Source organism: Limimonas halophila, from assembly GCF_900100655.1.
Classification (GTDB): domain Bacteria; phylum Pseudomonadota; class Alphaproteobacteria; order Kiloniellales; family Rhodovibrionaceae; genus Limimonas; species Limimonas halophila.
In genome coordinates, this window is the sequence record NZ_FNCE01000006.1 from 72,306 (window position 1) to 96,257 (window position 23,952).

Genomic DNA, 23,952 nt, shown 5'->3' on the forward strand with positions numbered 1-23,952 from the left:
GTTGCAGGTCAGCATCCCCCGGCGTATCTTTGCTTGCCCTGCTAACGGTTGACCGGGGGAGTGGTGTTTTTCCGCGTGGCGAGTGCGATCCTGATGGCCGCGGCCCTGGCGGCGGCGCCGGCGCATGGGGCCACGATCCGGCTGGTCACCAACCCCTGGCCCCCGGTCCAGGGGCCGTCGATGCCCGAGGGCGGTCCCAGCCCCGCCATCATCAAGGCTGCGGCGAAGGCCGCGGGCCATACCGCCGAGGTCACCTTCATGCCGTGGAAGCGCGCCAAGGCCATGGCGCGCGCGGGCTCCTACGATGGCCTGCTGGCGGCCTGGTACACCGAGGCGCGCGACCGGCACTACGCTTACACGCAACCGTATTACAGCATGCGCGTCGGCTTGATGGCCCACGAGACCTTCGAGCTGCGGCGCTACGAAACCCTGGCCAGGCTGCGCGGCCACCGCATCGGTGTGCTGGAAGGCTGGGGCTACCCCAAGCCGTTCAAAACGGCTGCCCAGCTCGACAAGGTGCGGTATCCCAACCCGGAAGCGGCGGTGGACGCCCTGCTGCGCGATCGGGTCGAGCTGGTCGCGATGGTCGAGAGCGTCTTCCGCCACCACGCCGCTCGCATGGGCGCGGAGCCTTCGGCCTACCGGATGCTGCATCCCGCGCTGATGACACCGGACCTGCACGTGGCGCTCAGTGAGAAAAACCCCGAGGCCGAGCGGCTGGCCCGCGCGCTGACGCGGGGCCTGCGCCGCATCAAGGCGAACGGCACCTACGCCCGCATCCTCGGCCGCTACGGCGCGATGCGGCAACTCAGCGAACGCTGAGCTCGCGGCGCACGTCCACGACGGGCTGGCGTTCGTCGCCGTTCCCGCGCGTGACGGTGTAGCGCGCGGTGTAGGCACGCGCCGGCCCGTCGGGCGTGCGCGTGCCGATGTAGCGGATGCGCTGGGCGCTGGCGTCGGAAAGCGCGTTGGTGTCCTTGGCGAGGACGGTGCCGTCCGGGCCGCGCAGCACGATGCGCTCGCGATCGCCCGCCCGGAGGCCGCGCGTGAGCGCGTAGAACACCACCGCCTTGGCGCCCGGCGCCACCCGAACCGCCTTCACGCGCCCGGCCACGACGTCGCGCGCGCTGACCTTGCGGCGGGCGAACCCCGCCGCGAGCAGCCCGCCGGGCTCATAGGCCAGCCGCTCGCGCGCCCGCGCCGTCCACAGCCCCGCGCCGCCGGCCTTGCAGCCCGCTCCCTTCCGCGCGCCCGTAAAGGGGTCGACGACGGCGCCGTTGTGGCGGACCTCGAACTCCAGGTGCGGGAACTCGGTGTTGCCGGACAGCCCGATCGTGCCCAGCTGCTCCCCCGCGCGGACGGTGTCGCCCGGCGCCACCGCGATGCTGCCCAGGCGCAGATGGCTGTACTGCGTGACCCAGCCGTCGCCGTGGGCCACGACCACGCCGTTGCCGGCCTCGTGATTGGTGAGCACACCCTCGGCGAGCTGGTCCTTGAAGGCGTCCGGCATGCCGTCGCGCAGCGCCTTTACCCGGCCCGGCGCTGCGGCGAGCACGGGCACGCCGTCGTGCATTTCGGCCACGGTGGGCACACGGATGTCCGTCCCCTCGTGCCCGTCGTAGCTCTGACGGCCGCAGCGGTAATCGCGCGCGCCGTCGCCGGCCTTCGTGTCGACGTAATGCTGGATGCTGCACGTGCCGCCGAGCGCGCAGTCCACCGGTACGCGCAACGCGGGCGGTTCGGCGGACGCTCCGCTCGCGCCGACAATGGGGAAAAACACCGCCGCCGCGGCGATCATGCGCGATCCGCACCGCATGATCAGTGCGTCGCGTCGGAGTCGTCGTGGAAGTGGCTCTGCGCTTCCTGCAACTGCTCACCCGCCTCGTTGAGCTGTTCCAGGAGTTGCAGGTAGACGCTCGCCGGCACGGCGATGTGGCCGGTCTCGATCTCCTCGCCGCTGGGGCCGGTGGCCACGGTGTTGAAGCGCACCACCCCGTTGGAGAGGTTCACGTTGCGGATGCCTTCCACGAACAGCATGCGACGCCCTTTCCGTCGGGATTGCCGGTTTGAAGCGTAGCGGCGCGGCGCACCGGGGCCAACGGGGTTACAGCACGCCCAGATGCCTCCACAGCGGCACCTTGGCCTCCAGCACCTGCCCGGCCTGCGCCACGGCCTCGCGCTGGTTGTCCCGCTCCGTCCGCAACACCTCACCGTCGCGTTTGAGCCGCGTACCGCGCTGGCGCAGACGTTGCCACACCGCCGCCCCCAGCGTTTCCGCGTCGCGCACGTCCTGCGCCGCCAGGACGTCGTAGCAGGCCATCTCCACCGTCCCCGTCGACAGCGCCGTGCCGATGGCCGGCGCGGCCAGGTAGGCGTAGGCATCCCCCAGCATGGCCCGGTGCGCCACGGCCGCGTTGAAGCGCTTGGCGGCGGCGCGGGCATCGTCCGACACCGCCGCACGCAGGCTGTGGGCCTGCCCGCTGGCGCACAGCACCGCGAGCGCCTGGTTGGCGCGGGCGAGGTCGAGGCCCGTGCGCTCCAGGATGTCCTGCACGCGCGTCACGCCGGCGCTGAGCGCGTCGCACACGGCCTTGTAGAGGGCCTCGTCGCCCGTGGCCTCGCCCTGCGGCGTCTGGAAGGTGAAGGTGACGTCCTCGCGCCGCTTGATCAGCGTGAAGCGGCGCTCGCGCACGCCCTCCGACTCCTCGACGGCGGTCAGCGCGCGCCGCCCCTTCACAAACAGATCGCGCCGGAATTGCTGGTTGAGCGCGTAGTCCTTCACCAGCTCCGCCATGGCATTGTCGGGCGCCGCCGCCTTGTGGCGGCGCGCGGCTTCCGGCAGCGCCAGGGTGTCGAAGTTCTCCAGCAGCGACGCCGAGCCCGCGTATTCGAGTTTCGCCGCCGCCAGCTCCGCGCGCACGTCCGTGTGGTAGAGCGGATGCCAGTGCGCGTTCAGGAATTCGTGGGCCAGATAGCGGCGGTCCTTGTCCGCCAGGGCGTCCAGGCGCTTGCCCGCCAGCGGATTGGCCGTGAAGAAGCCAAGGTTGTCCCCGCGCAGCGCCTGCACGTGCGCCATGGCGCCCTTGATCTGGGCGTCGCTGCGGTCTGGGTGACGCTCGGCGTGCTCGGCGAGCAGGCGCTGAAGCGGCGCCATGGCCGCCCAGCCCGGCATGCAGTTGTAGCTGATGTAGACGAGCCCGCCCGGCTTCAGCCAGCGGTCGAGGAAGCGGACGATGGCCTCGCGGTTGGCCGCGCTGATCCAGCTGTAGATGCCGTGGATGCCCACCACGTCGAACACGGGCAGCGCGCCGGCATCGGCATCCGCGGCCTGCTGGAAGCTCAGCTCGTGAAAGTGAGCGTTGGCGACCCCGCCCTGCTGCGCCAGGTCGCGCGCGTTGGCGATCTGGCCGGGGTTGAAGTCGATGCCGTGAAAGGCGCTGTCGGGAAACTGGGCGGCGAGCACCAGCGTGCCGAAGCCCTGCCCGCAGCCCAGGTCGCAGTAGGCGAGCGGCGCGTCGGGCGACGGCGCGGCCGTGTGCACCAACTCGGCGGCGTGGTGCAGCCACACCGGCGAAAGCTCGCGGTAAAACCCGGGCGTATAGGCGATGTCCGCGACGTAGCCGTCACCCCAGTCCGTCATCCCGGTCTCCCCCAGGGCATGATGCGGTCGCGTCGTCATGCCAAAGGGGGGCGCGACCGGCAAGCGGCACGGCGTGACGGCGGCGTCAGCAGTCCAGCGTGGTGTCGATCTCCCACTGCGTCAGCGTCTGGGTGAAGCGCTGCCACTCGTCGTGCTTGAGCTTGCAGAAGGAATCGATCAGCTCGTCGCCCAGCTGGGCGCGCAGCACCTTGCTCTTCTGGGTGTGGCGGATGGCGTCCAGCAGGTTCAGCGGCAGCCGGCGCACGCGCTTCAGCGTGCGGCCTTCCGCGTACATGTTGACGTCCAGCGGCTTGCCCGGCTCGCGCCCCTGCTCCATGCCGTCCAGCCCCGCGGCCATGATGCCGGCCTGCATCAGGTAGGGATTGGCGGCGCCGTCCATCAGGCGCAGCTCGAAGCGCCCCGGATCGGGAATGCGGATCATGTGCGTGCGGTTGTTGCCCGCGTAGGTCACGGCGTTGGGGGCCCAAGTCGCCCCGGAGCTGGTGCTGCTGGCGTTGATGCGCTTGTAGCTGTTCACCGTCGGGTTGAAGAGCGCGCACAGCGCCTCGGCACTGGTCGTCACCCCGCCCAGGAAGCTGTAAGCCAGCGGCGACATGCCCAGCGGATCGTTCTCGTCGACGAAGACGTTGCGCCCGGTGGCGACGTCCTGAAGCGAGACGTGGGCGTGGCAGCCGTTGCCCGTGAGGTGCTCGAAGGGCTTGGGCATGAAGGTGGCGCGGTAGCCGTGCTTCTCCGCGATGGATTTGACCATGTACTTGAAGAAGGCGTGGCGGTCGGCCGTGGTCAGCATGTCCGCGTAGGCCCAGTTCATCTCGAACTGGCCGTTCGCGTCCTCGTGGTCGTTCTGGTACGGCTCCCAGCCCAGCGCCAGCATGCCGTCGCAGATTTCCTTGATGATGTCGTACTGCCGCATGAGCGCGGACTGGTCGTAACAGGGCTTGTTGGCGGTATCGTGATCGTCGGCGAGCGCGTGACGGTCGCGCTTGATCAAGTGATACTCGCACTCGATGCCGGCCATCGGCCGGTAGCCCTTGTCGTTCGCGCGCTGGATCAGGCGTTTCAGCGCCACGCGCGGCGAGCTTTCGATGGGCGCGCCGTGCATCCACAGATCGGCGGCCAGCCAGCCCACCTCGGGCTTCCAGGGAAGCTGAATCAGGCTGTTCGGGTCGGGCAGCGCGAACATGTCCGGGTGCGCGGGCGTGAGGTCCATGATCGCGGCGAAGCCGGCGAACCCCGCGCCGTCCGCCTGCATGTCCCCGATGGCGGCGGCGGGGACCATCTTGGCCCGCAGCGTGCCGCCCATGTCCACGAAGCTGATGAGAAAGTACTCGATGCCCCGGTCCTTCGCGATTTGCGCGAGGTCGGGCTGCTCGGCGGTCCTCGTGACGTCCTCCGGCATGAAACCCCCTGGTCGTTGTGGCCGTCCGCCGGACGGCCGGTTTCCGCCGGGTCCACCGGGTGCATGGGGATGGCGATCCGCTTATGGCGGACCGCTCATGGCCCGCCGCCCTGGCCGGGGACCCAGTCGGTGCCGGCGAGCGGCACCTTCGCCATCGCCGCCGCCTCCGTCGTGGCGGCCACCATGTCCTCGGGCTCGAGGTTGAGCACGTGGCTCTTGCCGCAGGCGCGCGCGAGCGTCTGCAGCTCGTACACCATGGTTTTCAGGTAGTTCTGCAACAGGCGCGCGCCCTTTTCGGGCGGCAGGCGCGATTCCAGCTCGGGGTCCTGCGTGGTGATGCCGACCGGGCAGCGCCCCGTGTGGCAGTGGTGGCAATACCCCGGCTCGACGCCGAGCGCGTGGTAGTCCTCGCGGTACACCGGCTTGTTGCAGCCGATCGCCATCATCGCCGCCGTGCCGATGGACACCGCGTCCGCCCCCAGCGCCAGCGCCTTGGCCGCGTCCGCGCCGGAGCGGATGCCGCCGGAGACGATGAGCTGCACCGTGCGGTGCATGCCCATCTCCTGCAGCGCCTCCACGGCCTGGCGCACGGCCGGGAGCGTGGGGATGCCGACGTGTTCGATGAAGACGTCCTGGGTGGCCGCGGTGCCGCCCTGCATGCCGTCCAGCACCACGGCGTCCGCGCCCGCCTTCACCGCCAGCGCGGTGTCGAACCGCGTGCGCGTCGCGCCCACCTTGACGTAGATGGGCTTTTCCCAGTCCGTGATCTCGCGCAGTTCCTGGATCTTGATCTCCAGGTCGTCCGGGCCCGTCCAGTCGGGATGGCGGGAGGCGCTGCGCTGGTCCACGCCGGGCGGCAGGTCGCGCATCGCCGCCACGGTCTCGTTGACCTTCTGGCCCAGCAGCATGCCGCCGCCGCCCGGCTTGGCGCCCTGGCCGACGACCACCTCGATCGCGTCGGCGCGGCGCAGGTCGTCCGGGTTCATGCCGTAGCGCGAGGGCAGCACCTGATACACGAGGAGGTCGCTGGCCGCGCGCTCCTCGTCGGTCATGCCGCCGTCCCCCGTGGTGGTGCTGGTGCCCATGCGGCTGGCTGCCCAGCCGAAGGCGCGCTTGGCGTGCGTGCCCAGCGAGCCGTAGCTCATGCCCGCGATGGTGATGGGGATGTCCAGGTGGAGGGGCTTGCGCGCGCAGCGCCCGCCGATGACCACGTCGGTGTGGCAGGCCTCGCGGTAGCCCTCCAGCGGGTAGCGCGAGATCGACGCGCCCAGCATGAGCAGGTCGTCGAAGTGGGGCAGGCGGCGCTTCGAGCCCAGCCCGCGGATCTCGTACACGCCCTGGTCGGCGGCACGCTGGATCTCCCGGATGGTTTCCGGCGGGAACAGGCCGGCGGGGCGTTGCGCGCGCTCGTCGACGGACATGCGGACCCTCCCGTGCCGCGCGCCGGGTTACAGCGCGTCGGCGGTGTCGATCGTGAAGTTGTAGAGCTTGCGGGCGGAGCCGTAGCGGCGGAACTCGCCCGGATCGGCCGCCAGGCCCGCCGCCGTGAGCAGCTCGCTGAGCTCGGCGCGGTGCTCCGCGCGCATGTGCTTTTCCACGCAGTCGGCGCCCAGGCCCTCGGCGGCGCCGCGCAGGTAGATGCGCGCCTCGTAGATGGAATCGCCAAGGTCCGGGCCGGCGTCGCCGCAGATCACCAGCCGGCCCTTCTGCGCCATGAAGGCGCTCATGTGTCCGACCGAGCCGCCGACCACGATGTCGATCCCCTTCATCGAGATGCCGCAGCGCGAGGAGGCGTCGCCCTCGATCACCAGCAGCCCGCCGTGGCCCGTGGCGCCCGCGGACTGCGAGGCGTTGCCGCGCACGTGCACCCGCCCGGACATCATGTTCTCCGCCACGCCCGGGCCGGCGTGGCCGTTGATCGTGACCGTGGCGCGCTTGTTCATGCCGGCGCAGTAGAAGCCGACATGGCCGTCCACCGTAACCTCGACGGGCGCGTCCAGGCCGGCGGCGATGGCGTGCTTGCCACGGGGATTGCGCACCACGATTCCGGTTGCGTTGTCGCCCTCGCGGACGGCGTGCAGGCGGGCGTTCAGCTCGCGCACGCTGGTGGCGTCGAGATCGCAGACGGGCTCGGCCAGGACGTCGCTCATGCCGGCACCTCCGCCTGCACCGCGCCGCCGACCACGCGCCCCTCGCCGTCGCGGTGCCAGATGTACACGCGGCCGGGGTCGGGCTCCCAGACACGCGCCGTCTCCGCGCCCGGCAGCGCCGCGATGGCGCGGAACTCGGTCGCCATGGCCACCCAGTCGTCGGTTTCCGCGAGCACGGCGTGCTTGCAGGCGATGGGATCGCGGACCACGGCGAAGCCGTCGTGCGTGCCGATGGCGAAGGTGTAGAAGCCGTCCAGCGCCCGGAGGGCGGCGTCCAGCGCCTCGCGGAGGCTCGCGCCCGCGCGCATGCGCTCGGTCAGAAACCCGGCCGCCACCTCGCTGTCGTTGTCGGTCTGGAAGGTGATGCCCAGGCGGCGCAGGCGCTCGCGCAGCCGGTTGTGGTTGGACAGCGAGCCGTTGTGGACCAGGCAGAGGTCCATGCCCGTGGAGAAGGGGTGCGAATGCGCCGTGGTCACGGCGCTCTCCGTCGCCATGCGCGTGTGGCCCAGGGCGTGTGTGCCCGTGATCTCCCGCAGCGCGAAGGCATCCGCCACGTCGCGCGGCAGGCCCTTTTCCTTGAAGATCTCGATGGCGTCGCCGGCGCTGACGATGCGCACCTCGGGATGGTGATGGGCGAGCCAGGCGCGCACGGCCTCGAAATCGCCCTTCACCTTCAGCACCGCGTGGCTGCCGCGCTCGGTGCAGCTCACCTCGGGGAACGCGGTGTGGAGGCCGGCGCTCACGTCCGCCCAGGGGCGCGTGTCGCCGAGAGCGGTGACGGAGAGCTTCACCCAGCCCTCGCCGACGGGATCGCGGTAAAAGGCGACCCCGGCGCTGTCCGGGCCGCGGTCCTCCATCTCGATCAGCATCTTCGTCAGGTGCTCGCCGAGGCGGTCTTCGATCTCCCGGCTTTTGGCGAACAGGCCGACGATCCCGCACATCCGGCGCTCTCCACTCTCATGAAACTGATGTGATTATAATGAATGCGACGCCGGGGCACAACAGCGCACACCGCCCCCATCTCGAGGACCGAGGGGTGAAGCGATCCGTATGTATGCGGGAAGTGCGCAGACGAGCTCACTCCGCCTGGCGCGCCTGGACCGAGAGCAGGCGGATGGGCAGGCGGATCAGGTCTTCGGGCCCGTGCGTCACGTCGGAATCGAAGAAGAGGGAATCGCCCTCGCGCAGATGATAAGTCGAGCCGCCGTAGCGGTAGATCATCTCGCCTTCGAGGATATAGATGAACTCGATCCCCTCGTGCTGAAACAGCGGAAACACCTCGGAGCCTTCCGTGAGCGTCACGAGGTAGGGCTCCACGTTCACGCGCTTGTCCAGCGCGTGCCCCAACAGACGATACTCGTGGCCGGCGCGCGTGCCGCCGCGCTCGATGACGAGCCCGTTGCCGGCGCGCACGTGCACGGCGTCGCGCTGGATGTCGTACTTGCGGAACAGCGAGGTGACGGGGACGTTCAGGGCCTGGGCCACGGCCTGGAGCGTCGCCAGGGACGGCGAGGTGGTGCCGTTCTCGATCTTCGACAGCATGGCCGAGGAGACGCCGGACATCCGCGAGAGATCGCTGACCTTGAGGTCGAGCTGCTTGCGGTACTGGCGCACCTGCCGCCCGATCGCGGCTTCCAACTGGCTGTCACGCTCCGGCTTCTCGGCGTCCGCCGCGGTGCCCGGTGCAGCCGGCGCGGGCGGGCCGTGGCCGTGATCCTCAGGCATCTGTGTCCCCGATCCCGGTTTGCGGGCCCGGCATCTTCGCACACGGCCGCGACCGCTCGCCAGCCATTCGGGGCGCGGCGGTTGTGCGGCCGCGGGTCCCGCCACGGATATTGCCGCCGACCCGGGGCGATTTGACGTCGTCTGCGCCGCGTGCTGCCCTTCAGCGCGCATGACACCCTCGGCATCACCCGTCCCCGGCCACCCCCGCGAGACCGGGGCATGAGCGCCCCACGGTCCCAACCGACCGCGGCGCTGCCCGCATCCGTCGGCGTCGCCGTCATCGGGGGCGGCATCGCTGGCGCCAGTCTTGCGTTCGAACTGGCGCGGCGGGGGCACAGCGTGGCGCTCCTGGAGAAGGGCCGCGTCGGCGCCGAGCAGTCCAGCCGCAATTGGGGCTGGTGCCGCCAGCAGGGCCGCGACCACCGGGAACTTCCCCTGATCCAGGAAAGCCTGCGCCAGTGGGACGCGCTGACGGGCACGCACGGCGCCGACACGGGCTTCCGGCGCGCGGGCATCGTGAAGGTTGCGGAGTCGCGCGAGCAGCTCGCGGGCCTGGAAGCGGCGGCCGACCTGGCCGCGCGGCACGGGATCCGCGGCCAGCTGCTCTCGGCCGAGCAGGCTCGCGAGCTGGTGCCCGGGCTCCAGGGCCGGGTGGTCGGCGGGCTTCACACCCCGGACGACGGCGTGGCGGAACCCGCCCGGGCGGCGCCCGCGATCGCCGACGCGGCGGCCCGGCACGGCGCGCACGTCCGCGAGGGCTGCGCGGTGCGCGGGCTCGACGTGGCGGCCGGGGCGGTGCGTGGCGTCGTGACCGAGCACGGCCGCGTGGCGGCGGACGCCGTGGTCTGCGCGGGCGGTGCGTGGTCGCGTCTGCTGTGCCAGCGGCACGGCGTCGCCCTGCCCCAGTTGACCGTCCGCGCCACAGCGTTCCGCACGCCCGCGGCACTGGACGTGAGCCGCGCCGGGGCGGTGGGCCTGCCCGGCGTGAGCCTGCGCCGGCGCGGCGACGGCGGCCATACCGTCGGCGTCAGCGCAAGCAACATCGCCGAGATCACGCCCGCGACCTTCATGTGGCTGCGCAGCTTCTGGCCGGGCTTTCGCATGGAACGCCCGCGCCTGAAGCTTCGCGTCGGCCGCGCCTTTCTGGACGCCGTGCGCACGCCCCGGCGCTGGGATTTCGACCGGCCCTCGCCCTTCGAGGCCACGCGGGTGCTGGACCCGGCCCCGGATTGGCGCGGCCTGCGCGACGCCCGGGCGCGGCTGGCGCGGCGGCTGCCGGCGCTCGCGGGCATCGAGGCGGCCGAAGCGTGGGCGGGGGCGATCGACGCAACACCGGACGCGGTGCCCGCGATCGGTCCCGTGCCGGGCCTGCCGGGCCTGCACCTCGCGACCGGCTTCAGCGGGCACGGCTTCGGCCTCGGCCCCGGGGCCGGACGGCTCGCGGCGGATCTTGTCACCGCCGGCGACCCGGTCGTGGACCCGTCGCCCTACCGAATCGAACGCTTCTTCGACGGCACGCGGCTGGTGCCGGAATCCGGCATTTGACCGGGTGTGGCACGATCGCGCCGGCTTGCGGATCGTTGTTTATACCAATTTTACCCAATGAAACTGGTCTCGTTTCAAGTGATCTCGGTCGGGATGCACGATCGCAACCCAGACAAAATGTCGCATGCACTGGCTGCATTTTGGCTATTCGCCGATCGCGTTTGTCCGCGTGACCGAATTGGCCATTTCGGGAGGGCAAGCACTCCTTCGCACGATTGGAGGTCCCCGCGATGGTCAACGGCAACACCCTGGATGCAATGCACCGCCAGCTCTACGGCCCGAACGCGGGGGCACAGGCCACCGCCGGCCAGGCACCGGCCAACGCGCGCCCGGCGCCGGCCGTGCGCGACGGCGTCGAGCGGGTGATGACGGCCGTGCAGGCGAAGCTCGCCGCGCTGCGCACGCGCCTGGTCCAGGCGCGCCGGCGGCGCGAGACGGCGGCCGCGCTGGCGGCCCTGGACGATGAAACGCTCCGGGACCTCGGCATCGAGAGCCGCGCCGCGATCCCCGCGGCGGCCTCGGCCGCCGTGGCCCAGGACCCCGCCCCGCGGGTCCGCCGCTGAGCATGCGCCGATGCGGCGCGCGTTCCCGCCCGGCCGAAACGCTCAGGGCCGGGCGGGGACGCGCGTGATCTCGCGCACGCAGTCGGCGAGGTAGGCCGCCAGCTGGCGCGTCGTCTCGGTCTGGTGGCGGGGGTTCTCGTAGATCGCCAGCTGGGTGTGCGGCAGCGCCGGAAAGCCGTCGCTTTCGCCCAGAACCCGCAGGTCGTCAGTCACGGCGCTTTCCGGAAAGACGGACAGCCCCATGCCGGCCGCGACGGCGTTGCGCACCGTGGCCACGCTGGTGCTCGTGAAGGTCTCACGCCAGCGCCAGCCGAAGCGCTCCAGCTCGCCCGTCGCGATCTCGCGGTAGGGGCACGGCGGATCGAACAGGGCCAGCGGCATGGCCTCGCCGATGCCGGGGGTGTGCTCGCGCCCGATGACCCACAACAGCCGCTCGCTGTGGACAGCGCGCGCCGCATCGTCTTCCGGGTCGCGGATCGCCAGCGCCAGATCGAGATCGCCCGCGTGAACGGCCGGCCGCAACCGCGAGCTTGCATCCACGTTGATCTTCAAATGCACGTCGGGATGCGCGCGCACGAAGCGCGACAGCACCGTTTGCATACGGGTGCTGGTGAACTCGGGGATGCCCATCCGCAGCTCACCCGCGAGCGCGGGACCGCTCATGACTTCCCGCGCCTCTTCGCTCATCTCCACGATGCGCTTGGCGTAGGGGAAAAGGCGCTGGCCATCCGGGGTGAGCGCCACGGTGTGCGCGTTGCGCTGGAGCAAACGGGCTTCGACGCGCTCTTCCAGCCGCCGCATCTGCATGCTGACGGCGGACTGCCCCCGGTTCAGCCGCTCGGCCGCGCCGCCAAAGCTCCCCGTTTCCACGATCGTCACGAAGGCCGATAACAGTGTCAGATCGAGGTCATACACCATCCGAAACGCGCGCCCCCGCCGCCAAAACCCCGACACAGCAAATAGCCTACAAGCCAGCGCCAGCATCGACCATGAAGTGCATCTCGTAAAGCCATTTCGACCTGGACAAGCACACGCGATCGGCGAACTCGACGAGACCGGGATCTCACATCAATTGATCAATTGTTCCGGGTGAACCGAGCCGCGACCGGCCGGGAGCTGACCGCACGTCATGGGGCCCCCGTTGCCGCGCGAGTGTGATTATCTTGAAGCAAGTCAACGATCACGTGTCGTGAAACACAACCGTGACTGGGCCAAAAAGATTGATGCATCGCAGTGGAGTCTTGATCCGCACCGCGTGTCACGCCTGCCCTGATGCAATCATCAAGGAGGCGCCGCAGTCATGAGTGGCACATACGGGAATAGCGTTCTGGAAAACCTGGGCCGCCGCATCCGCAACACGCGGGTGTCCAACGGCATGTCGCAGGCCGCGCTGGCGCGCATGTGCGGCATCACCTTCCAGCAGGTGCAGAAGTACGAGATGGGCAAGACCCGCATTCCCATCGACCGCCTGGTGAGCGTCGCGGCGGCCCTGGATCTGTCGGTGACCGAGCTTGTGCGGGACCTCGACCAGGAGCCGGCGGGGGCTGTGGACGACACGCCTCTGCGCAGCCAGAAGCAGGCGGTCGCCCTGCTCAAGCACTTCAACACAATTCAGGATGAAACGGTTCGGGCCTCGCTGCTCGCGCTCATCAAGAGCGTCGCAAACCTGGAGCGGGCGGGCTCCGGCGCGGGAGCGCACCTGCTGGCGCCCGACGGCGATGCGACGGCCGCGTACGACGCGCTGACGGACGGGCCGACACCGCACGCGCCCACGGCGGATGCCCCCGCCGACGCGGACGCCGCCCTGGCCGCCAGCCCCTGATCCGCCCGCGGCAGCCACCACGCGGCAGCGACACGGCTCGACGGCGTTTCGGGAAAACCGGGAAAACACGCGGGAGTGGTTGGGGCGGCAGGATTCGAACCTGCGAGTCACGGTACCAAAAACCGTTGCCTTACCGCTTGGCTACGCCCCAACCGGAATCGCGCCGGATCATAGGGCTATCGGCCGCTTGAGACAATGTGTGCAGCGCGCTTCAGCCCTGCAACCGGCCGCTGCGCACCCACCAGGCCGGGCGCGCGGCAGCCAGGGTGTGCGCGGCCGTTTCCGCCGAGGCGGTGTTGGCGAAGATGCCGAAGCAGGTGGCGCCGCTGCCCGACATGCGCGCGACGTGGCAGCCGGGCGCCGAGCGCAGCGCGTCCAGCACTTCCCCGATCGCCGGCGCGACGGTTTCCGCCGCCGTCGTCAGGTCGTTGCGCTGGGCCGACAGCCGCGCCGCCAGTTCGCGCACCCCGCTGGGCGGCATGCGCCACACCGGCGGCGCGCTGGAAAAGGCGCGCTTGTGCGCCCTGAACACCGCCGGCGTCGGCACCGCCACGCCCGGGTTCACCAGCACGACCGGCGCGGGCGGCAACCCGTCGAGCGGCGTCACCGTATCGCCGATGCCGCTGACGAAGGCCGGCCGGCCGAAGAGGCACATGGGCACGTCCGCGCCCAGGGCCAGCGCGAGGTCGTGCAGCTCGCGCGATTCGATCCGAACCCCCCACAACGCGATCAGCGCCCGCAGCGTCGCCGCCGCGTCCGCCGAGCCCCCGCCGAGCCCGGCGGCGACAGGAAGCTGCTTGTCCAGGTGCAGCGCCGCGCCGGCACTCACGCCCGCGTGCTCGGCCAGGGCCCGTGCCGCCCGAAGCACGAGGTTCGACTCCGCCCCTGCGTCGAGCGCCTCGGCGAACGGCCCGCCCACTGTCAGCGACAGCGTCTCCGCGGGCTCGGCGGTGATCGTATCGCTCACGTCCGCGAACGCGATCAGCCCGTCCAGTTCGTGATAGCCGTCGGCGCGCTTGCCGGTGACGTGCAGCGAGAGGTTCAGCTTGGCCGGCGCGCGGCGGGAGATGGCCGTGGCGGCGGTATCGCTCATCCGTTCGTGTTCGCCGTTGCCTGGGCCGCGTTCAGGCCGTTTTCCAGCTTGCCGCGGATTTCCTCGGCCTCGGTGTCGCGCGGGCCCAGGTCGAGCGCCCGCTGCCACTGGTAGCGCGCCTCGCGCTCGCGGCCGACGTGCCAGTACGCGTCACCCAGGTGGTCGTTGATCGTGGGGTCGCCGGGGCGCAGCTCCACCGCGCGCTCCAAATGCTTGACGGCCTTCTCGAAGTTGCCCAGTCGGTAGTGCGCCCACCCCAGGCTGTCCACGATGTAGCCGTCCTCGGGCCGCTTGGAGACGGCGGTGTCCAGCATCTCCAGCGCCCGGTCCAGGTTCGTCTTCTGCTCCACCCAGGAGTAGGCGAGGTAGTTCATCACGTAGGGCTGTTCGGGATACAGATCCAGCGCCGTCGAAAAGCGTTCCTCGGCCTCGGCCCAGCGGTCCGTGCGCTCCAGCGCGATGCCGTGGAAGTAGTAGAGCGTCCAGTGCCGCCGCTGCGGCTCGCCGACGCGCTCGACCGCGCGGGCGTAGACCTCCGCGGCCTGCGCGAAGGCTTCCTGCTGGCGCAGCGCGTTGCCCAGGCGGTAGAGCGGCTCGTAGGCGTCGGGTTTGGCCTCGGCGACCTCGCGCAGCAGCGCCTCCGCTTCGTCGAACTTGCCGAGCGCGCCCAGTTCCTCCGCCACGCGCAGCTTGGCGACGAAATCGACGGGCGAATCGGGAGCGACGGCCCGGTAGGTCTCGATCGCCGCGCGCGACCGGCCCTGGCTTTGCAGGATCTCGCCCAGGAGCACCCGGCCCGCCTCATAGTCGGGGCGCAGGTGCAGGGCGAACTGGGTGTAGACCAGCGCCAGCTCGGTCGCGCGCTCCTGACTGAGCAGCCCGGCGACGTTGAACAGCGCCTCGGCGATGCCGTGGCGCACCGTGGCCACCTCCGCCGACGGCGCTTTGTCGCGCGCGTCCAGGCGCTCCAGCAGGAGCTGCACGATGGCGCTGTCGGCGTTGCGCTGCAGCACCTTCTCGTAAACTTGGCGCGCGCGCTCGGGCTCGCCCTGGCGGGCGTAGAAGTTGCCCACCAGCCAAGCCAGGCGCACGGTCAGGCTGCTGGCGGCTTGGCCGGCGTTTTCGTAGGCCGCGCGGGCGGCCTCGGTGTTCCCCGCAACGTCCTTCATCAGCGCCGCGTGCACGTGGCGCAGCACGCCCAGGCCCTGAATCCCGTCCAGCTCGTCCAGCTTGGCCAGCCCGGCTTCCAGCTCGCCGCGCTTGACGGCCAGCCAGCCGGAGATCAACGGCTTTACCAATGCCGAGAGGCCGTGCGAGGGCAGCGCGTCCACGCGCTCCTGCGCCGTCGCCATGTCCCCACCGCGCACCGACCGGACCACGTCCATCAGCGCGGCCACGCCCTGGCCTCCGCCGTCTTCCCGCAGGCGCTCGGCGAGGCGCGCGGCGGCGTCCATCTCCCCCACGCTGGCGTGGAGCAGGAAGGCGCGCTGGCGCAGCTTCGCGCTGTCGGCGTCGCGGTCCAGCGCGTCCGCCATGAAGCCGGCGGCGTCTTCCAGGGCATTCCGGCGGGTCGCGTGCAGGGCGGCCAGATAACTGCCGTAGGCCGACGCGCTGGAGCCGCCGAACGCGGCCAGATCCGCGCCGGGGCTGGCGCCGCTGCTGTCGGCGACCACCGATCCGGCCGACAGGGAATCGCCCGATCCCCCGCACCCGACAAGCAATGTGCCCGCGGCCGCGGCGGCCAGCGCGGCGCGGTGAACCCGTTTGAACATCGTGCGTGACGTCACGCCAGCGGACCTCCCGCCGGGGCTGGTGGTGGGCGGTCGCGCGCCCGGACCGGTGCAGTTTAATCGCAGCTGGCCGCACGCTACAACGTTGGCAGCAAGCACGGCGGCGGTACCGGTTCCATGGCGGCGGACGACCCGGAAGCCATCAGGGCGATGCTGGACTGGCTGGTCGCGGCCGGGGCGGACGAGGCCGTGGCCGAGGCTCCGGTCGACCGCTACGCCCGCGCCCGCGAGTCCCGCCAGCGCCGCGCTTCCGAGTCGGCCAACAGATCGGGTGCGACGGCGACGCGTCAAGACGCACCGGCCACATCAACCGACACGGGCGCAGCGCCGGCGCCGGGGCTGCTCGGGGACGCGGCGGACGTCGAGGCCGGCAGCGCGCGCGCCCTCGCCTCCCAGGCGCAAACGCTGGACGAACTGGAATCCGCGCTGGGAAGCTTCGAGGGCTGCGCGCTCAAGCAGACCGCCACCAACACCGTCTTCGCGGACGGCGCGCGCGCCGCGCGCGTGATGATCATCGGCGAGGCGCCGGGCGCGGACGAGGACCGCATGGGGCGGCCCTTCGTCGGGCGCGCGGGGCAGCTGCTCGACCGCATGCTGGCCGCCATCGGGCTGTCGCGCGACGACAGCGCCTACATCTCCAACATCCTGTTCTGGCGCCCGCCGGGCAACCGCGCCCCGACGCAGGCGGAAAAGGCGGCCTGCCTGCCCTTCGTGGAGCGCCACATCGCGCTCAAGGCACCGGACTACCTCGTGCTGCTGGGTGGGCCGTCGGCGAAGACGCTGCTGGGGCGCAGCGAGGGCGTGCTGAAGCTGCGCGGGCGCTGGTTCCCCTACAGCTCGCCGGACCTCGCGGCGCCCATCCCGGCACTGGTGACGCTGCACCCGGCCTTCCTGCTGCGCCAGCCCAAGCAGAAGCGGCAGGCGTGGCGCGATCTGCTGGCGCTCAAGGTCGCCATGGACGCCGGCTCGGACCCCACGGCCTGATGCGGTGCTTGACCGTAGGCGCGCGCCCCGCACATTTCCCCGCACCGTGGCCGCGCCGGTGATCCCGCATGACGCCCGACCTGCCGCTCGCCGAGCCCATTCCCTACCGCGACCCGCTCGACCTCCTGGCCGCGTGGGGCGGGACGCCGTACGCGCTGCTGTTCGACAGCGCCGACCCGGCGGACGAACGGGCGCGCTATTCCTACCTCTGCCTCGATCCCGTGGAGACGTGCGCCGTGCCCATCGACGGCGGGACGGAGGCCGGCCCGCTCGCGTGGCTGGACGCGCGGCTGCGCCGGGGCCGGCAGGCGTCGCGGCCCGATCTGCCGCCCTTCCAGGGCGGCGCGGCGGGGCTGCTGGGCTACGAGCTGGGCGGCCACCTGGAAACCCTGCCCGCCCCCGCCGCGCACGGCGCCGATCACCCCGTGGCCGCGCTGGGCATCTACGACGTCGTCGCCGCCTTCGACCACACCCACCAGCGGGCGTGGCTGATCGCCACGGGCTACCCGGAAACCGACCCGGCGGCGCGGCGGGCGCGCGCCGAGCGGCGGCTGGCGGCGCTGCGCCCGCATCTGACCGAGCCGGGCGCGATGCCGGCCCCGGCCGCGCTGGCGCCATTGGCGTGGGAAAGCGACGTCGCCGGGCCCGCCTACCGCGACAAGGTGGCGCGCGCGATTCAGTACATCCACGCCGGCGACGTCTTCCAGGTGAACCTCTCGCGCGAGCTGGTGGCGCCGCGGCCGAGCGGCCTGCGCGCCTTCGCGCTCTACCGCAGCATGCGCCGGCGCACGCTTGCGCCCTTCTCCGCCTACATGGCGCTGCCGGACGGGCGCGCGGTGTGCTCCTTCTCGCCCGAGCGCTTCCTGCAAGCCGACGCCGAGGGCCACGTGGAGACCCGGCCCATCAAGGGCACGCGCCCGCGCGCGGCCGAGCCGGCGGAAGACGCGCGCCTGGCCGCCGAGCTCGCGGGCTCCGCCAAGGACCGGGCGGAAAACCTCATGATCGTGGACCTGCTGCGCAACGACCTGGCGCGGGTATGCCGCGTGGGCTCGGTCCACGTGCCCACGCTGTGCGGGCTGGAGAGTTTCCGCGCCGTCCACCACCTCGTCTCGGTCGTGCGCGGCGAGCTGGCCGTGGGCCGGACGCCGGTGGACCTGATCTCGGCGGGGTTTCCCGGCGGTTCGATCACGGGCGCGCCCAAGATCCGCGCCATGGAGATCATCCGCGAGCTGGAGGGGCGGCGGCGCGGGCCCTACTGCGGCTCGCTGTGCTGGCTCGGCTTCGACGGCGCGATGGATTCCAGCATCCTCATCCGCACGATGACGGTGGAGCCGGCGGCGGTGCGCTACGGCGTGGGCGGCGGTGTCGTGGCGGACTCCGACCCCGAGGCCGAGTGGCGCGAGACCGAGGTGAAGGCCGCCGCCTTCATGGCCGCCGAAGACGCCGGCGCGGGGGACACGGAAACGGACGCGGAGACGGACCCGGACACGCATGTACGCGGATCTCAACGGCACGCTTCGTGAAGCCGACGACCTGTGCATCCACCCCGGCGACCGGGGCCTCACCCTCGGAGACGGCGTGTTCGAGACCATCGCCGTCCGCGCCGGCCGGGCGCTGCGCTTGGCCGCGCACTTGGACCGCCTGCACCGGGGCCTGGCGACGCTCGCCTTCGAGACCGTGCCCGCGCGGGACGCGCTGCACGCGGCCGTGGAGCGCGTGATCGCGGCCAACGCGCTGGAAACGGGTGTCATTCGCCTGACGGTGACGCGCGGCGCGGCGGCGCGCGGGCTGGCGCCCCAGGGCGGCGGGCCGCCCACGGTGCTCGTGACGGCCAGCGACGCCCTGCCGCCCGCCGACCCGGTATCGGCGGTCATCAGCACGCGCGTCCGCCGCAACGAGCATTCGCCCACGAGCGGGCTGAAGTCGCTGAGCTACCTGGACAACGTGCTGGCCCGCCAGGAGGCCGCCGAGCGCGGCGCGGGCGAGGCGCTGCTGCGCAACACCGCCGGCCACATCGTGGAGGCCACGGTCGCCAACGTCTTCGCCGTGATCGACGGCGAGCTGTGCACGCCGCCGCTCGCCGACGGCGCGCTGCCCGGCGTCCTGCGCGCGGCGATCCTGAATGCCGAAGCGGTGCGCGAGGTGCACCTGACGCTCGACGAGCTCCTGCGGGCCGACGAAGTGATCCTCAGCAACAGCCTGAGCGTTCGCCCCGTCGTGGCATTGGACGGCCACCCCATCGGCGCGGGCGTCCCCGGTCCGTGGCAGCGACGGCTGCGGGGATTTACCGCGTCGGTGTGATCAAACATACAGCTTTGACGGGTTGATAACGAATACTCTTGTATCGTACGCAGACCACAGCGTTTGGGCGAAACCCCGCGTGTTCGGCTTGCACCGCACGGGCGGGCTGGCGCCGATTGGGGGAGGGGCGGAGATGAAACGGACGCTGACGGCCCTGCTGGCCGTCGCCGGCGGATATATCCTGTCGGCAGGGCCTGCGCCGGCGGACATGCCGCCGCCCCCGCCGCAGCCGCCCAAGCCCGCGGCGGCGCCCGACGACCTGCCCAAGGTGCTGTCGAAGGCCGACGTGCGCCGTTACCGCCGCATCTTCGCCCTCGGCGGCCCCGGCGCATGGGACAAGGCCGACGCGCTGATTGCCGAGCTGGACAACCGCATCCTGGTCGGCCATGCGCTCGCCCAGCGTTACCTGCATCCCACCGCCTATTACACGCCCTTCAACGAGCTTCGGGCCTGGCTGAAGCGCTACCACGACCACCCGCAGGCGCACAGCCTGTACGAGTTGGCGATGCAGCGCCGGCCCGGCGGCGCCGGCCCCGTGCACCGGCCCACCTACACGCGCGCCTCTGTCGCGGAGCTTCCGGGCGGCACGCACGACCCCGAAACCGTCTTCGACGGCCCGCGCGCCTATGGGCGCGAGCGCGCACAGCACGTGCTGTGGCGGGTTCGCACGAACGTCAACCGCACGCGCCTGTCCATCACCGAGGCCTACCTCCAGCGCGACAACGTGCGCGGCGCGCTGCGCGCCGACGAGATGGGGTGGGCCCGCGCCAAGGTCGCCGCGGGCTGGTACTACTACGGCGACGACCGTGAAGCGCGCGCGATCGCGACCGACGCCGCCGCGCGCACGGGCGAGCCCTACGCCCACTGGATCGCCGGGCTGGCGGCCTGGCGCCAGGGCGACCTGAAACCAGCCGGGGAGCACTTCGCCGCCGTGGCAACGGCCGACGACGCCCCGGTGGGCAAGCAGGCGGCCGGGGCCTACTGGGCGGCACGCGCCCACATCCGCCTGCGCGAACCGGCGGAGATGGGGCGCTGGCTGCGCCGCGCCGCGGCCCATCCGGACACCTTCTACGGCCAGCTCGCCCGCGCGGCCCTGGGCACAACACCCGACATCCGCATGCGCCCGCCCGAGCCGCCGGAAGGCGCCTTCCGCGAACTGCGCACACATCCCGCCGGCCGGCGGGCGCTGGCACTGATGCAGGTGGGCAAGCGCGAGTTGGCCAAGCGCGAGCTGCTGGGCATGCCCGGCTGGGACGAGCGCGACAGCGCCGCGACGCTGCTGCTGGCGGCCGAGCGCGGTGGGTTGAGCGCTTTCGCCCACGACATGGCCCGGCACATGAGCGAAATGCCGGCCGCGCGCTGGCGGCAGGCGGCGGTCAACGCGGCACGCTACCCGATCCCGCTGTGGCGGCCGCACACGGGCTTCCGCATCGACCGCGCGCTGCTCTACGCCGTGATGCGCAAAGAATCCGGCTACGAGCCGGTGGCGCGCTCGGGCGCGGGGGCGCGCGGGCTCATGCAGATCATGCCGGCGACGGCCCGCTTCGTCGCCGAGCGCAACAACCTGCGCTACACGGACTACAACTTCTCCCGCCCTGCCTGGAGCCTCAACATCGCCCAGCAGTACCTGCGCTACCTGCTGGACCGCGGGAGCGTGGACGGCAACCTCATCCGCCTGCTCACCGCCTACAACGCGGGGCCCGGCAACCTGCGCCGCTGGCTCGACGAGGTTGACCACGGCGGCGATCCGCTGCTCTTCATCGAGAGCATTCCCTCCGCGGAGACGCGGCGCTACGTTGAGGAAGTGATGCGGAACGTATGGTTCTACCGCGGGCGCCTGGGCGAGGCGGCGCCCTCGCGGCGCATGCTCGCGGCGGGCCGGGTGCCGCGCTACGGCGTCGGCGGCGACGAGCAGGAGATCGCGCGCAAATGAGCGGCCCCCAGGACGGCCTTTCGGTCGCCTTCCTTCCGGTCAAGATCGCCGTCATGACCGTCAGCGACTCCCGCACCGAGGCGACCGACGCCTCGGGCGCGAAGCTGGCGGAGATGCTGCGGGCGGACGGCCACGAGCTGGCGGACAAGCGCATCGTGCGCGACGACGCCGACGCCATCGTGGCCGCGCTGCGCGAGCACATCGAAAATCCCGAGGTGGACTGCGTGCTCGCCACCGGCGGCACGGGGCTGACGGGCCGCGACGTGACGCCCGAAGCCTTCCGCCGCGTCTTCGACAAGGAGATCGACGGCTTCGGCGAGCTGTTCCGCTGGCTGTCCTACGAAAAGATCGGCACCTCGACGATGCAGTCGCGCGCCGTGGGCGGCGTGGCGGAAGGCACCTACCTCTTCGCCCTGCCCGGTTCCAAGGGCGCGTGCACGGACGCCTGGACGGACATCCTGCGCCACCAGCTCGACGCGCGGCACAAGCCCTGCAACCTCGTGGAACTCATGCCGCGCCTGCGCGAGCACATCCCCGGCGGCGGACAGGACTGAGCGCCGCCCCGATCGCCCAGCCGAGCCGGGGCCTCAACCGCGCCAGGGCAACGGTGGCGGCATCAGACGGTCGCTTCCGGCATGCGGGACGGCACCGAAACGCGCGTCGCCGGCCTCCCACGCGCGCTGTGCCTCGGCGATCTCGGCCTTGCTGCCGAGGAAGTTCCACCAGATCCGAAAATCCGCGTCGTTCGGCTCGCCACCGATGAGGATGGCCCGGCTCCCGGCGGCGAAGCTCAGCGTAGCCTGATCCCGCCCCCGGCCGAGATAGGCCAGCGTGTCCGGTTCCATCGCTTGGCCGTCGATATCGAGATCGCCGGTTACGGCGAACACCGCGTGCTCGAAGGTTTCACGCAGCGGCAGGGTCAGGCGGTCGGCCGCCGGGCTTGCCAGCTCCACTCCCACCAGCGGCGAAAACGTCCGCGTGGGCGCTTCAAGCCCGGCAAAACTGCCGGCCAGGAGCGTCACCTCGACGTTCCCCGTACGCCAGCGCGGCAGGTCCGGATATTGGTCGAAGCGCGGCTGCGTGTGGCGGGCGGCTTCGGGCAGCGCGATCCAAAGCTGCACGGCGTTCAGACGGTGCTCGCCCGGCACCGCTGCTTCGGCGTGGGCGATGCCACGGCCCGCGGTCATCAGGTTGAGCGTGCCCGGCCGGATGATTTCGTCGTTCCCCAGGCTATCGCGGTGCCTGACCGCCCCTTCCAGCATCCAGGTCACGGTTTGCAGGCCGGTGTGCGGGTGGGGGCCAACATCGAGCGCCCCGCCCGCATCTTCAGGATGCGCCGGGACCGCGTGATCGAGAAAACACCAGGGGCCCACGATGCGGCGGTGGCGCACGGGCAGCACGCGGCTGACCCGGACACCCCCGACATCGGCGACACGGGGGCGCACGTGCTGGATCTGGCGCTGGCCATCGACGACCGGACAATCGAGGGCCGAAGCGCCTTCACCGTCGTCGATGCGGTTGCTCATGACACCCACCCGTTGCCCCAGCCGCCGATTCGGAGGCGCGACAACAGCCTTTCAGATTTTGTCACCGGTACGCGCCCCCGGGACTCACGCTTGGTGCTGCGAGTAGCTCTGGATCAGGTTTGCGTACGCCGGGAGATGCTGCGCCAGCAGGCCGCCAAAGCCCTCGACGTCGTTGCGCCAGTCCCGATGAAGTTCACAGCCGGCGCCGAACCACGTCATCAATTGAACGCCGGCTTGCGACATGCGGTTCCAGGCGGCATCGCGCGTGGTCTGGTTGAAGGTGCCCGACGCATCGGTCACGACGAAAACCTCGTACCCCGCCTCCAACGCCGAGAGCGCGGGAAAGGCCACGCAGACCTCGGTGACGACGCCCGCGATCACCAGCTGCCGCCGGCCGGTTTCAGCCACAGCGTTGCGAAAGGCTTCGTTGTCCCAAGCGTTGATCTGCCCCGGGCGCGCGATATACGGGGCGTGCGGGAACGCTTCCTTGAGTTCCGGGACCATGGGCCCGTTCGGGCCATCCTCGAAACTCGTCGTGAGAATGGTGGGCAGGTCGAAGAACTTGCCGATGTCCGCAAGCGCAAGCACGTTGTTCTTAAAATCGTCCGGACTGAAATCGCGAACCAGGGAGAGCAGCCCGGCCTGGTGATCCACCATAAGCAGGGCGGCATCGTCCTTGTTGAGCCGGTTGTAGGTATAGGGCATGGCGACTGTCCTCCCGTTTGATTGGGCGGGGCACCCGGAACTGACGGATCAGGGTTGCACGCCGAACCCGGCCGCCTCAATCGCTCTGTTTTGATCAGGAATTACGTGAAGGCGTGCGGGAGCGCGCGTCACTCTTCCTCGTCGGCCGCCGTCACCTCGCCCAGGGGCAGGCCCGGCTCGTCCTTGCTGACGCGGATGGCCTGGATGGTCTGCACCGTGGCGACGTGGGGCGCCCCCGTCAGGCGCGCGGTCAGTTCGTTCTCGTGGGCGGTGTTGCGCGCCAGAATCTTGAGCAGGAAATCGTGCGGGCCGCGGCACATCGTGCACTCGCGCACCTCGGGCCAGGACCGCATGCGCGCCTCGAAATCCTGCAGTACGGACTCGCTCTGGCTGTCCAGGCCCACCAGGGCGAAGAAGAGCACCTCGAAGCCGAGCGGTTCCGGCGTCACGCGCGCAGCATAGCCGCGGATGTAGCCGGCTTCCTCAAGGGCGCGCACGCGGCGCAGGCACGGCGGCGCCGAGATGCCGACCCGGCGGGCGAGCTCGACGTTGGTGATGCGCCCTTCGGCTTGCAGCACCTCGAGGATGCGAAGGTCCGTTCGGTCGAGTTTCGCCCGGGGCATCGTGGCCAGCCCTCCGGCCGGAGCGTGTCGTGATCGGCGTCGGCAGGCGGCGCGCCCGCACACCCGCCTCGGGCGCGATAACCGCCACGCGTTTGCAGTGTGCGAAGCGTGTCGGACCGTGGGTATGCCGGT

General features: G+C 71.2%; 23 protein-coding genes and 1 tRNA gene. 9 read left to right on the top strand and 15 right to left on the bottom strand.

The genetic code is table 11. From position 1 onward, the window contains the following. Positions 1 to 75: 75 nt before the first annotated feature. Positions 76 to 822: a substrate-binding periplasmic protein gene (locus BLQ43_RS09180; RefSeq protein WP_143006228.1), complete on the top strand. Its 747-nt coding sequence runs from the start codon at positions 76 to 78 to the stop codon at positions 820 to 822. Here the strand turns inward: BLQ43_RS09180 and BLQ43_RS09185 are convergent. From BLQ43_RS09185 to BLQ43_RS09220, 8 genes are all read right to left on the bottom strand, one after another. Beyond that, positions 809 to 1,798 (bottom strand): M23 family metallopeptidase, encoded by a 990-nt coding sequence (locus BLQ43_RS09185; protein WP_176758609.1) that lies wholly within the window; start codon positions 1,796 to 1,798, stop codon positions 809 to 811. The two genes, BLQ43_RS09180 and BLQ43_RS09185, sit on opposite strands and share 14 nt — an antisense overlap. Positions 1,799 to 1,818: 20 nt before the next feature. Continuing rightward, the gene (locus BLQ43_RS09190; protein ID WP_090020052.1) at positions 1,819 to 2,037 is read right to left on the bottom strand and encodes a hypothetical protein; all 219 of its coding nucleotides are present in this window, start codon (positions 2,035 to 2,037) and stop codon (positions 1,819 to 1,821) included. A gap of 67 nt (positions 2,038 to 2,104) precedes the next feature. Next, positions 2,105 to 3,640 (bottom strand): class I SAM-dependent methyltransferase, encoded by a 1,536-nt coding sequence (locus BLQ43_RS09195; protein WP_176758610.1) that lies wholly within the window; start codon positions 3,638 to 3,640, stop codon positions 2,105 to 2,107. Between the two features lie 85 nt (positions 3,641 to 3,725). Next, entirely contained in the window at positions 3,726 to 5,060 is a 1,335-nt protein-coding gene (gene glnT / locus BLQ43_RS09200; RefSeq protein ID WP_090020056.1) for a type III glutamate--ammonia ligase, read from the bottom strand. A gap of 95 nt (positions 5,061 to 5,155) precedes the next feature. Next, the gene (locus BLQ43_RS09205; RefSeq protein ID WP_090020058.1) at positions 5,156 to 6,481 is read right to left on the bottom strand and encodes an FMN-binding glutamate synthase family protein; all 1,326 of its coding nucleotides are present in this window, start codon (positions 6,479 to 6,481) and stop codon (positions 5,156 to 5,158) included. A gap of 27 nt (positions 6,482 to 6,508) precedes the next feature. Next, positions 6,509 to 7,210: a GltB/FmdC/FwdC-like GXGXG domain-containing protein gene (locus BLQ43_RS09210; protein WP_090020060.1), complete on the bottom strand. Its 702-nt coding sequence runs from the start codon at positions 7,208 to 7,210 to the stop codon at positions 6,509 to 6,511. Beyond that, complete coding sequence (locus tag BLQ43_RS09215) at positions 7,207 to 8,151, bottom strand: class II glutamine amidotransferase domain-containing protein (protein WP_090020062.1); 945 nt, start codon at positions 8,149 to 8,151, stop codon at positions 7,207 to 7,209. Before BLQ43_RS09215 ends, BLQ43_RS09210 begins: the two co-directional genes overlap by 4 nt. A gap of 136 nt (positions 8,152 to 8,287) precedes the next feature. Next, entirely contained in the window at positions 8,288 to 8,935 is a 648-nt protein-coding gene (locus tag BLQ43_RS09220; protein WP_090020063.1) for a helix-turn-helix domain-containing protein, read from the bottom strand. A gap of 219 nt (positions 8,936 to 9,154) precedes the next feature. Here BLQ43_RS09220 and BLQ43_RS09225 point away from each other — a divergent pair, with 219 nt between their 5' ends. Then, a complete protein-coding gene (locus tag BLQ43_RS09225; RefSeq protein WP_090020065.1) occupies positions 9,155 to 10,480 on the top strand; it encodes an NAD(P)/FAD-dependent oxidoreductase in 1,326 nt (441 codons plus the stop codon). 230 nt (positions 10,481 to 10,710) lie between these two features. Next, positions 10,711 to 11,043 (top strand): YjiS-like domain-containing protein, encoded by a 333-nt coding sequence (locus tag BLQ43_RS14755; protein ID WP_090020067.1) that lies wholly within the window; start codon positions 10,711 to 10,713, stop codon positions 11,041 to 11,043. Positions 11,044 to 11,085: 42 nt separating this feature from the next. Here the strand turns inward: BLQ43_RS14755 and BLQ43_RS09235 are convergent, their stop codons facing one another. Beyond that, positions 11,086 to 11,961, bottom strand: coding sequence for a LysR substrate-binding domain-containing protein (locus BLQ43_RS09235; protein WP_176758611.1), 876 nt, complete (start codon positions 11,959 to 11,961; stop codon positions 11,086 to 11,088). Between the two features lie 382 nt (positions 11,962 to 12,343). Here BLQ43_RS09235 and BLQ43_RS09240 point away from each other — a divergent pair, with 382 nt between their 5' ends. Continuing rightward, complete coding sequence (locus tag BLQ43_RS09240; protein WP_090020071.1) at positions 12,344 to 12,865, top strand: helix-turn-helix domain-containing protein; 522 nt, start codon at positions 12,344 to 12,346, stop codon at positions 12,863 to 12,865. A gap of 76 nt (positions 12,866 to 12,941) precedes the next feature. Here BLQ43_RS09240 and BLQ43_RS09245 read toward each other — a convergent pair. From BLQ43_RS09245 to BLQ43_RS09255, 3 genes are all read right to left on the bottom strand, one after another. Further along, positions 12,942 to 13,016 (bottom strand) — tRNA-Gln (locus BLQ43_RS09245). A gap of 60 nt (positions 13,017 to 13,076) precedes the next feature. After that, positions 13,077 to 13,958: a 4-(cytidine 5'-diphospho)-2-C-methyl-D-erythritol kinase gene (locus tag BLQ43_RS09250; protein ID WP_090020073.1), complete on the bottom strand. Its 882-nt coding sequence runs from the start codon at positions 13,956 to 13,958 to the stop codon at positions 13,077 to 13,079. Then, positions 13,955 to 15,745 carry a tetratricopeptide repeat protein gene (locus BLQ43_RS09255; protein ID WP_143006229.1) on the bottom strand — a complete coding sequence of 597 codons (1,791 nt, stop codon included), beginning with the start codon at positions 15,743 to 15,745 and terminating at the stop codon, positions 13,955 to 13,957. Before BLQ43_RS09255 ends, BLQ43_RS09250 begins: the two co-directional genes overlap by 4 nt. A gap of 120 nt (positions 15,746 to 15,865) precedes the next feature. Between BLQ43_RS09255 and BLQ43_RS09260 the strand changes: the two genes are divergently transcribed. The 5 genes from BLQ43_RS09260 (at position 15,866) to moaB (ending at position 21,520) form a co-directional block, all read left to right on the top strand. Beyond that, on the top strand, positions 15,866 to 16,732 hold the full coding sequence (locus BLQ43_RS09260; RefSeq protein WP_090020076.1) for a uracil-DNA glycosylase: 867 nt from the start codon (positions 15,866 to 15,868) through the stop codon (positions 16,730 to 16,732). Positions 16,733 to 16,800: 68 nt separating this feature from the next. Beyond that, complete coding sequence (gene pabB / locus BLQ43_RS09265; protein WP_090020078.1) at positions 16,801 to 18,255, top strand: aminodeoxychorismate synthase component I; 1,455 nt, start codon at positions 16,801 to 16,803, stop codon at positions 18,253 to 18,255. Beyond that, positions 18,224 to 19,033 (top strand): aminotransferase class IV, encoded by an 810-nt coding sequence (locus BLQ43_RS09270; RefSeq protein ID WP_090020080.1) that lies wholly within the window; start codon positions 18,224 to 18,226, stop codon positions 19,031 to 19,033. Before pabB ends, BLQ43_RS09270 begins: the two co-directional genes overlap by 32 nt. Before the next feature lie 133 nt (positions 19,034 to 19,166). Further along, on the top strand, positions 19,167 to 20,966 hold the full coding sequence (locus BLQ43_RS09275) for a lytic transglycosylase domain-containing protein (protein WP_090020083.1): 1,800 nt from the start codon (positions 19,167 to 19,169) through the stop codon (positions 20,964 to 20,966). Then, positions 20,963 to 21,520 (top strand): molybdenum cofactor biosynthesis protein B, encoded by a 558-nt coding sequence (gene moaB, locus BLQ43_RS09280; RefSeq protein ID WP_090020085.1) that lies wholly within the window; start codon positions 20,963 to 20,965, stop codon positions 21,518 to 21,520. Before BLQ43_RS09275 ends, moaB begins: the two co-directional genes overlap by 4 nt. Before the next feature lie 33 nt (positions 21,521 to 21,553). Here the strand turns inward: moaB and BLQ43_RS09285 are convergent, their stop codons facing one another. The 3 genes from BLQ43_RS09285 to BLQ43_RS09295 form a co-directional block, all read right to left on the bottom strand. Then, on the bottom strand, positions 21,554 to 22,492 hold the full coding sequence (locus BLQ43_RS09285) for a pirin family protein (RefSeq protein ID WP_090020087.1): 939 nt from the start codon (positions 22,490 to 22,492) through the stop codon (positions 21,554 to 21,556). A gap of 84 nt (positions 22,493 to 22,576) precedes the next feature. Next, complete coding sequence (gene ycaC / locus BLQ43_RS09290; RefSeq protein ID WP_090020089.1) at positions 22,577 to 23,197, bottom strand: isochorismate family cysteine hydrolase YcaC; 621 nt, start codon at positions 23,195 to 23,197, stop codon at positions 22,577 to 22,579. Between the two features lie 128 nt (positions 23,198 to 23,325). Further along, a complete protein-coding gene (locus BLQ43_RS09295) occupies positions 23,326 to 23,820 on the bottom strand; it encodes an Lrp/AsnC family transcriptional regulator (RefSeq protein ID WP_090020091.1) in 495 nt (164 codons plus the stop codon). Positions 23,821 to 23,952: the final 132 nt, after the last annotated feature.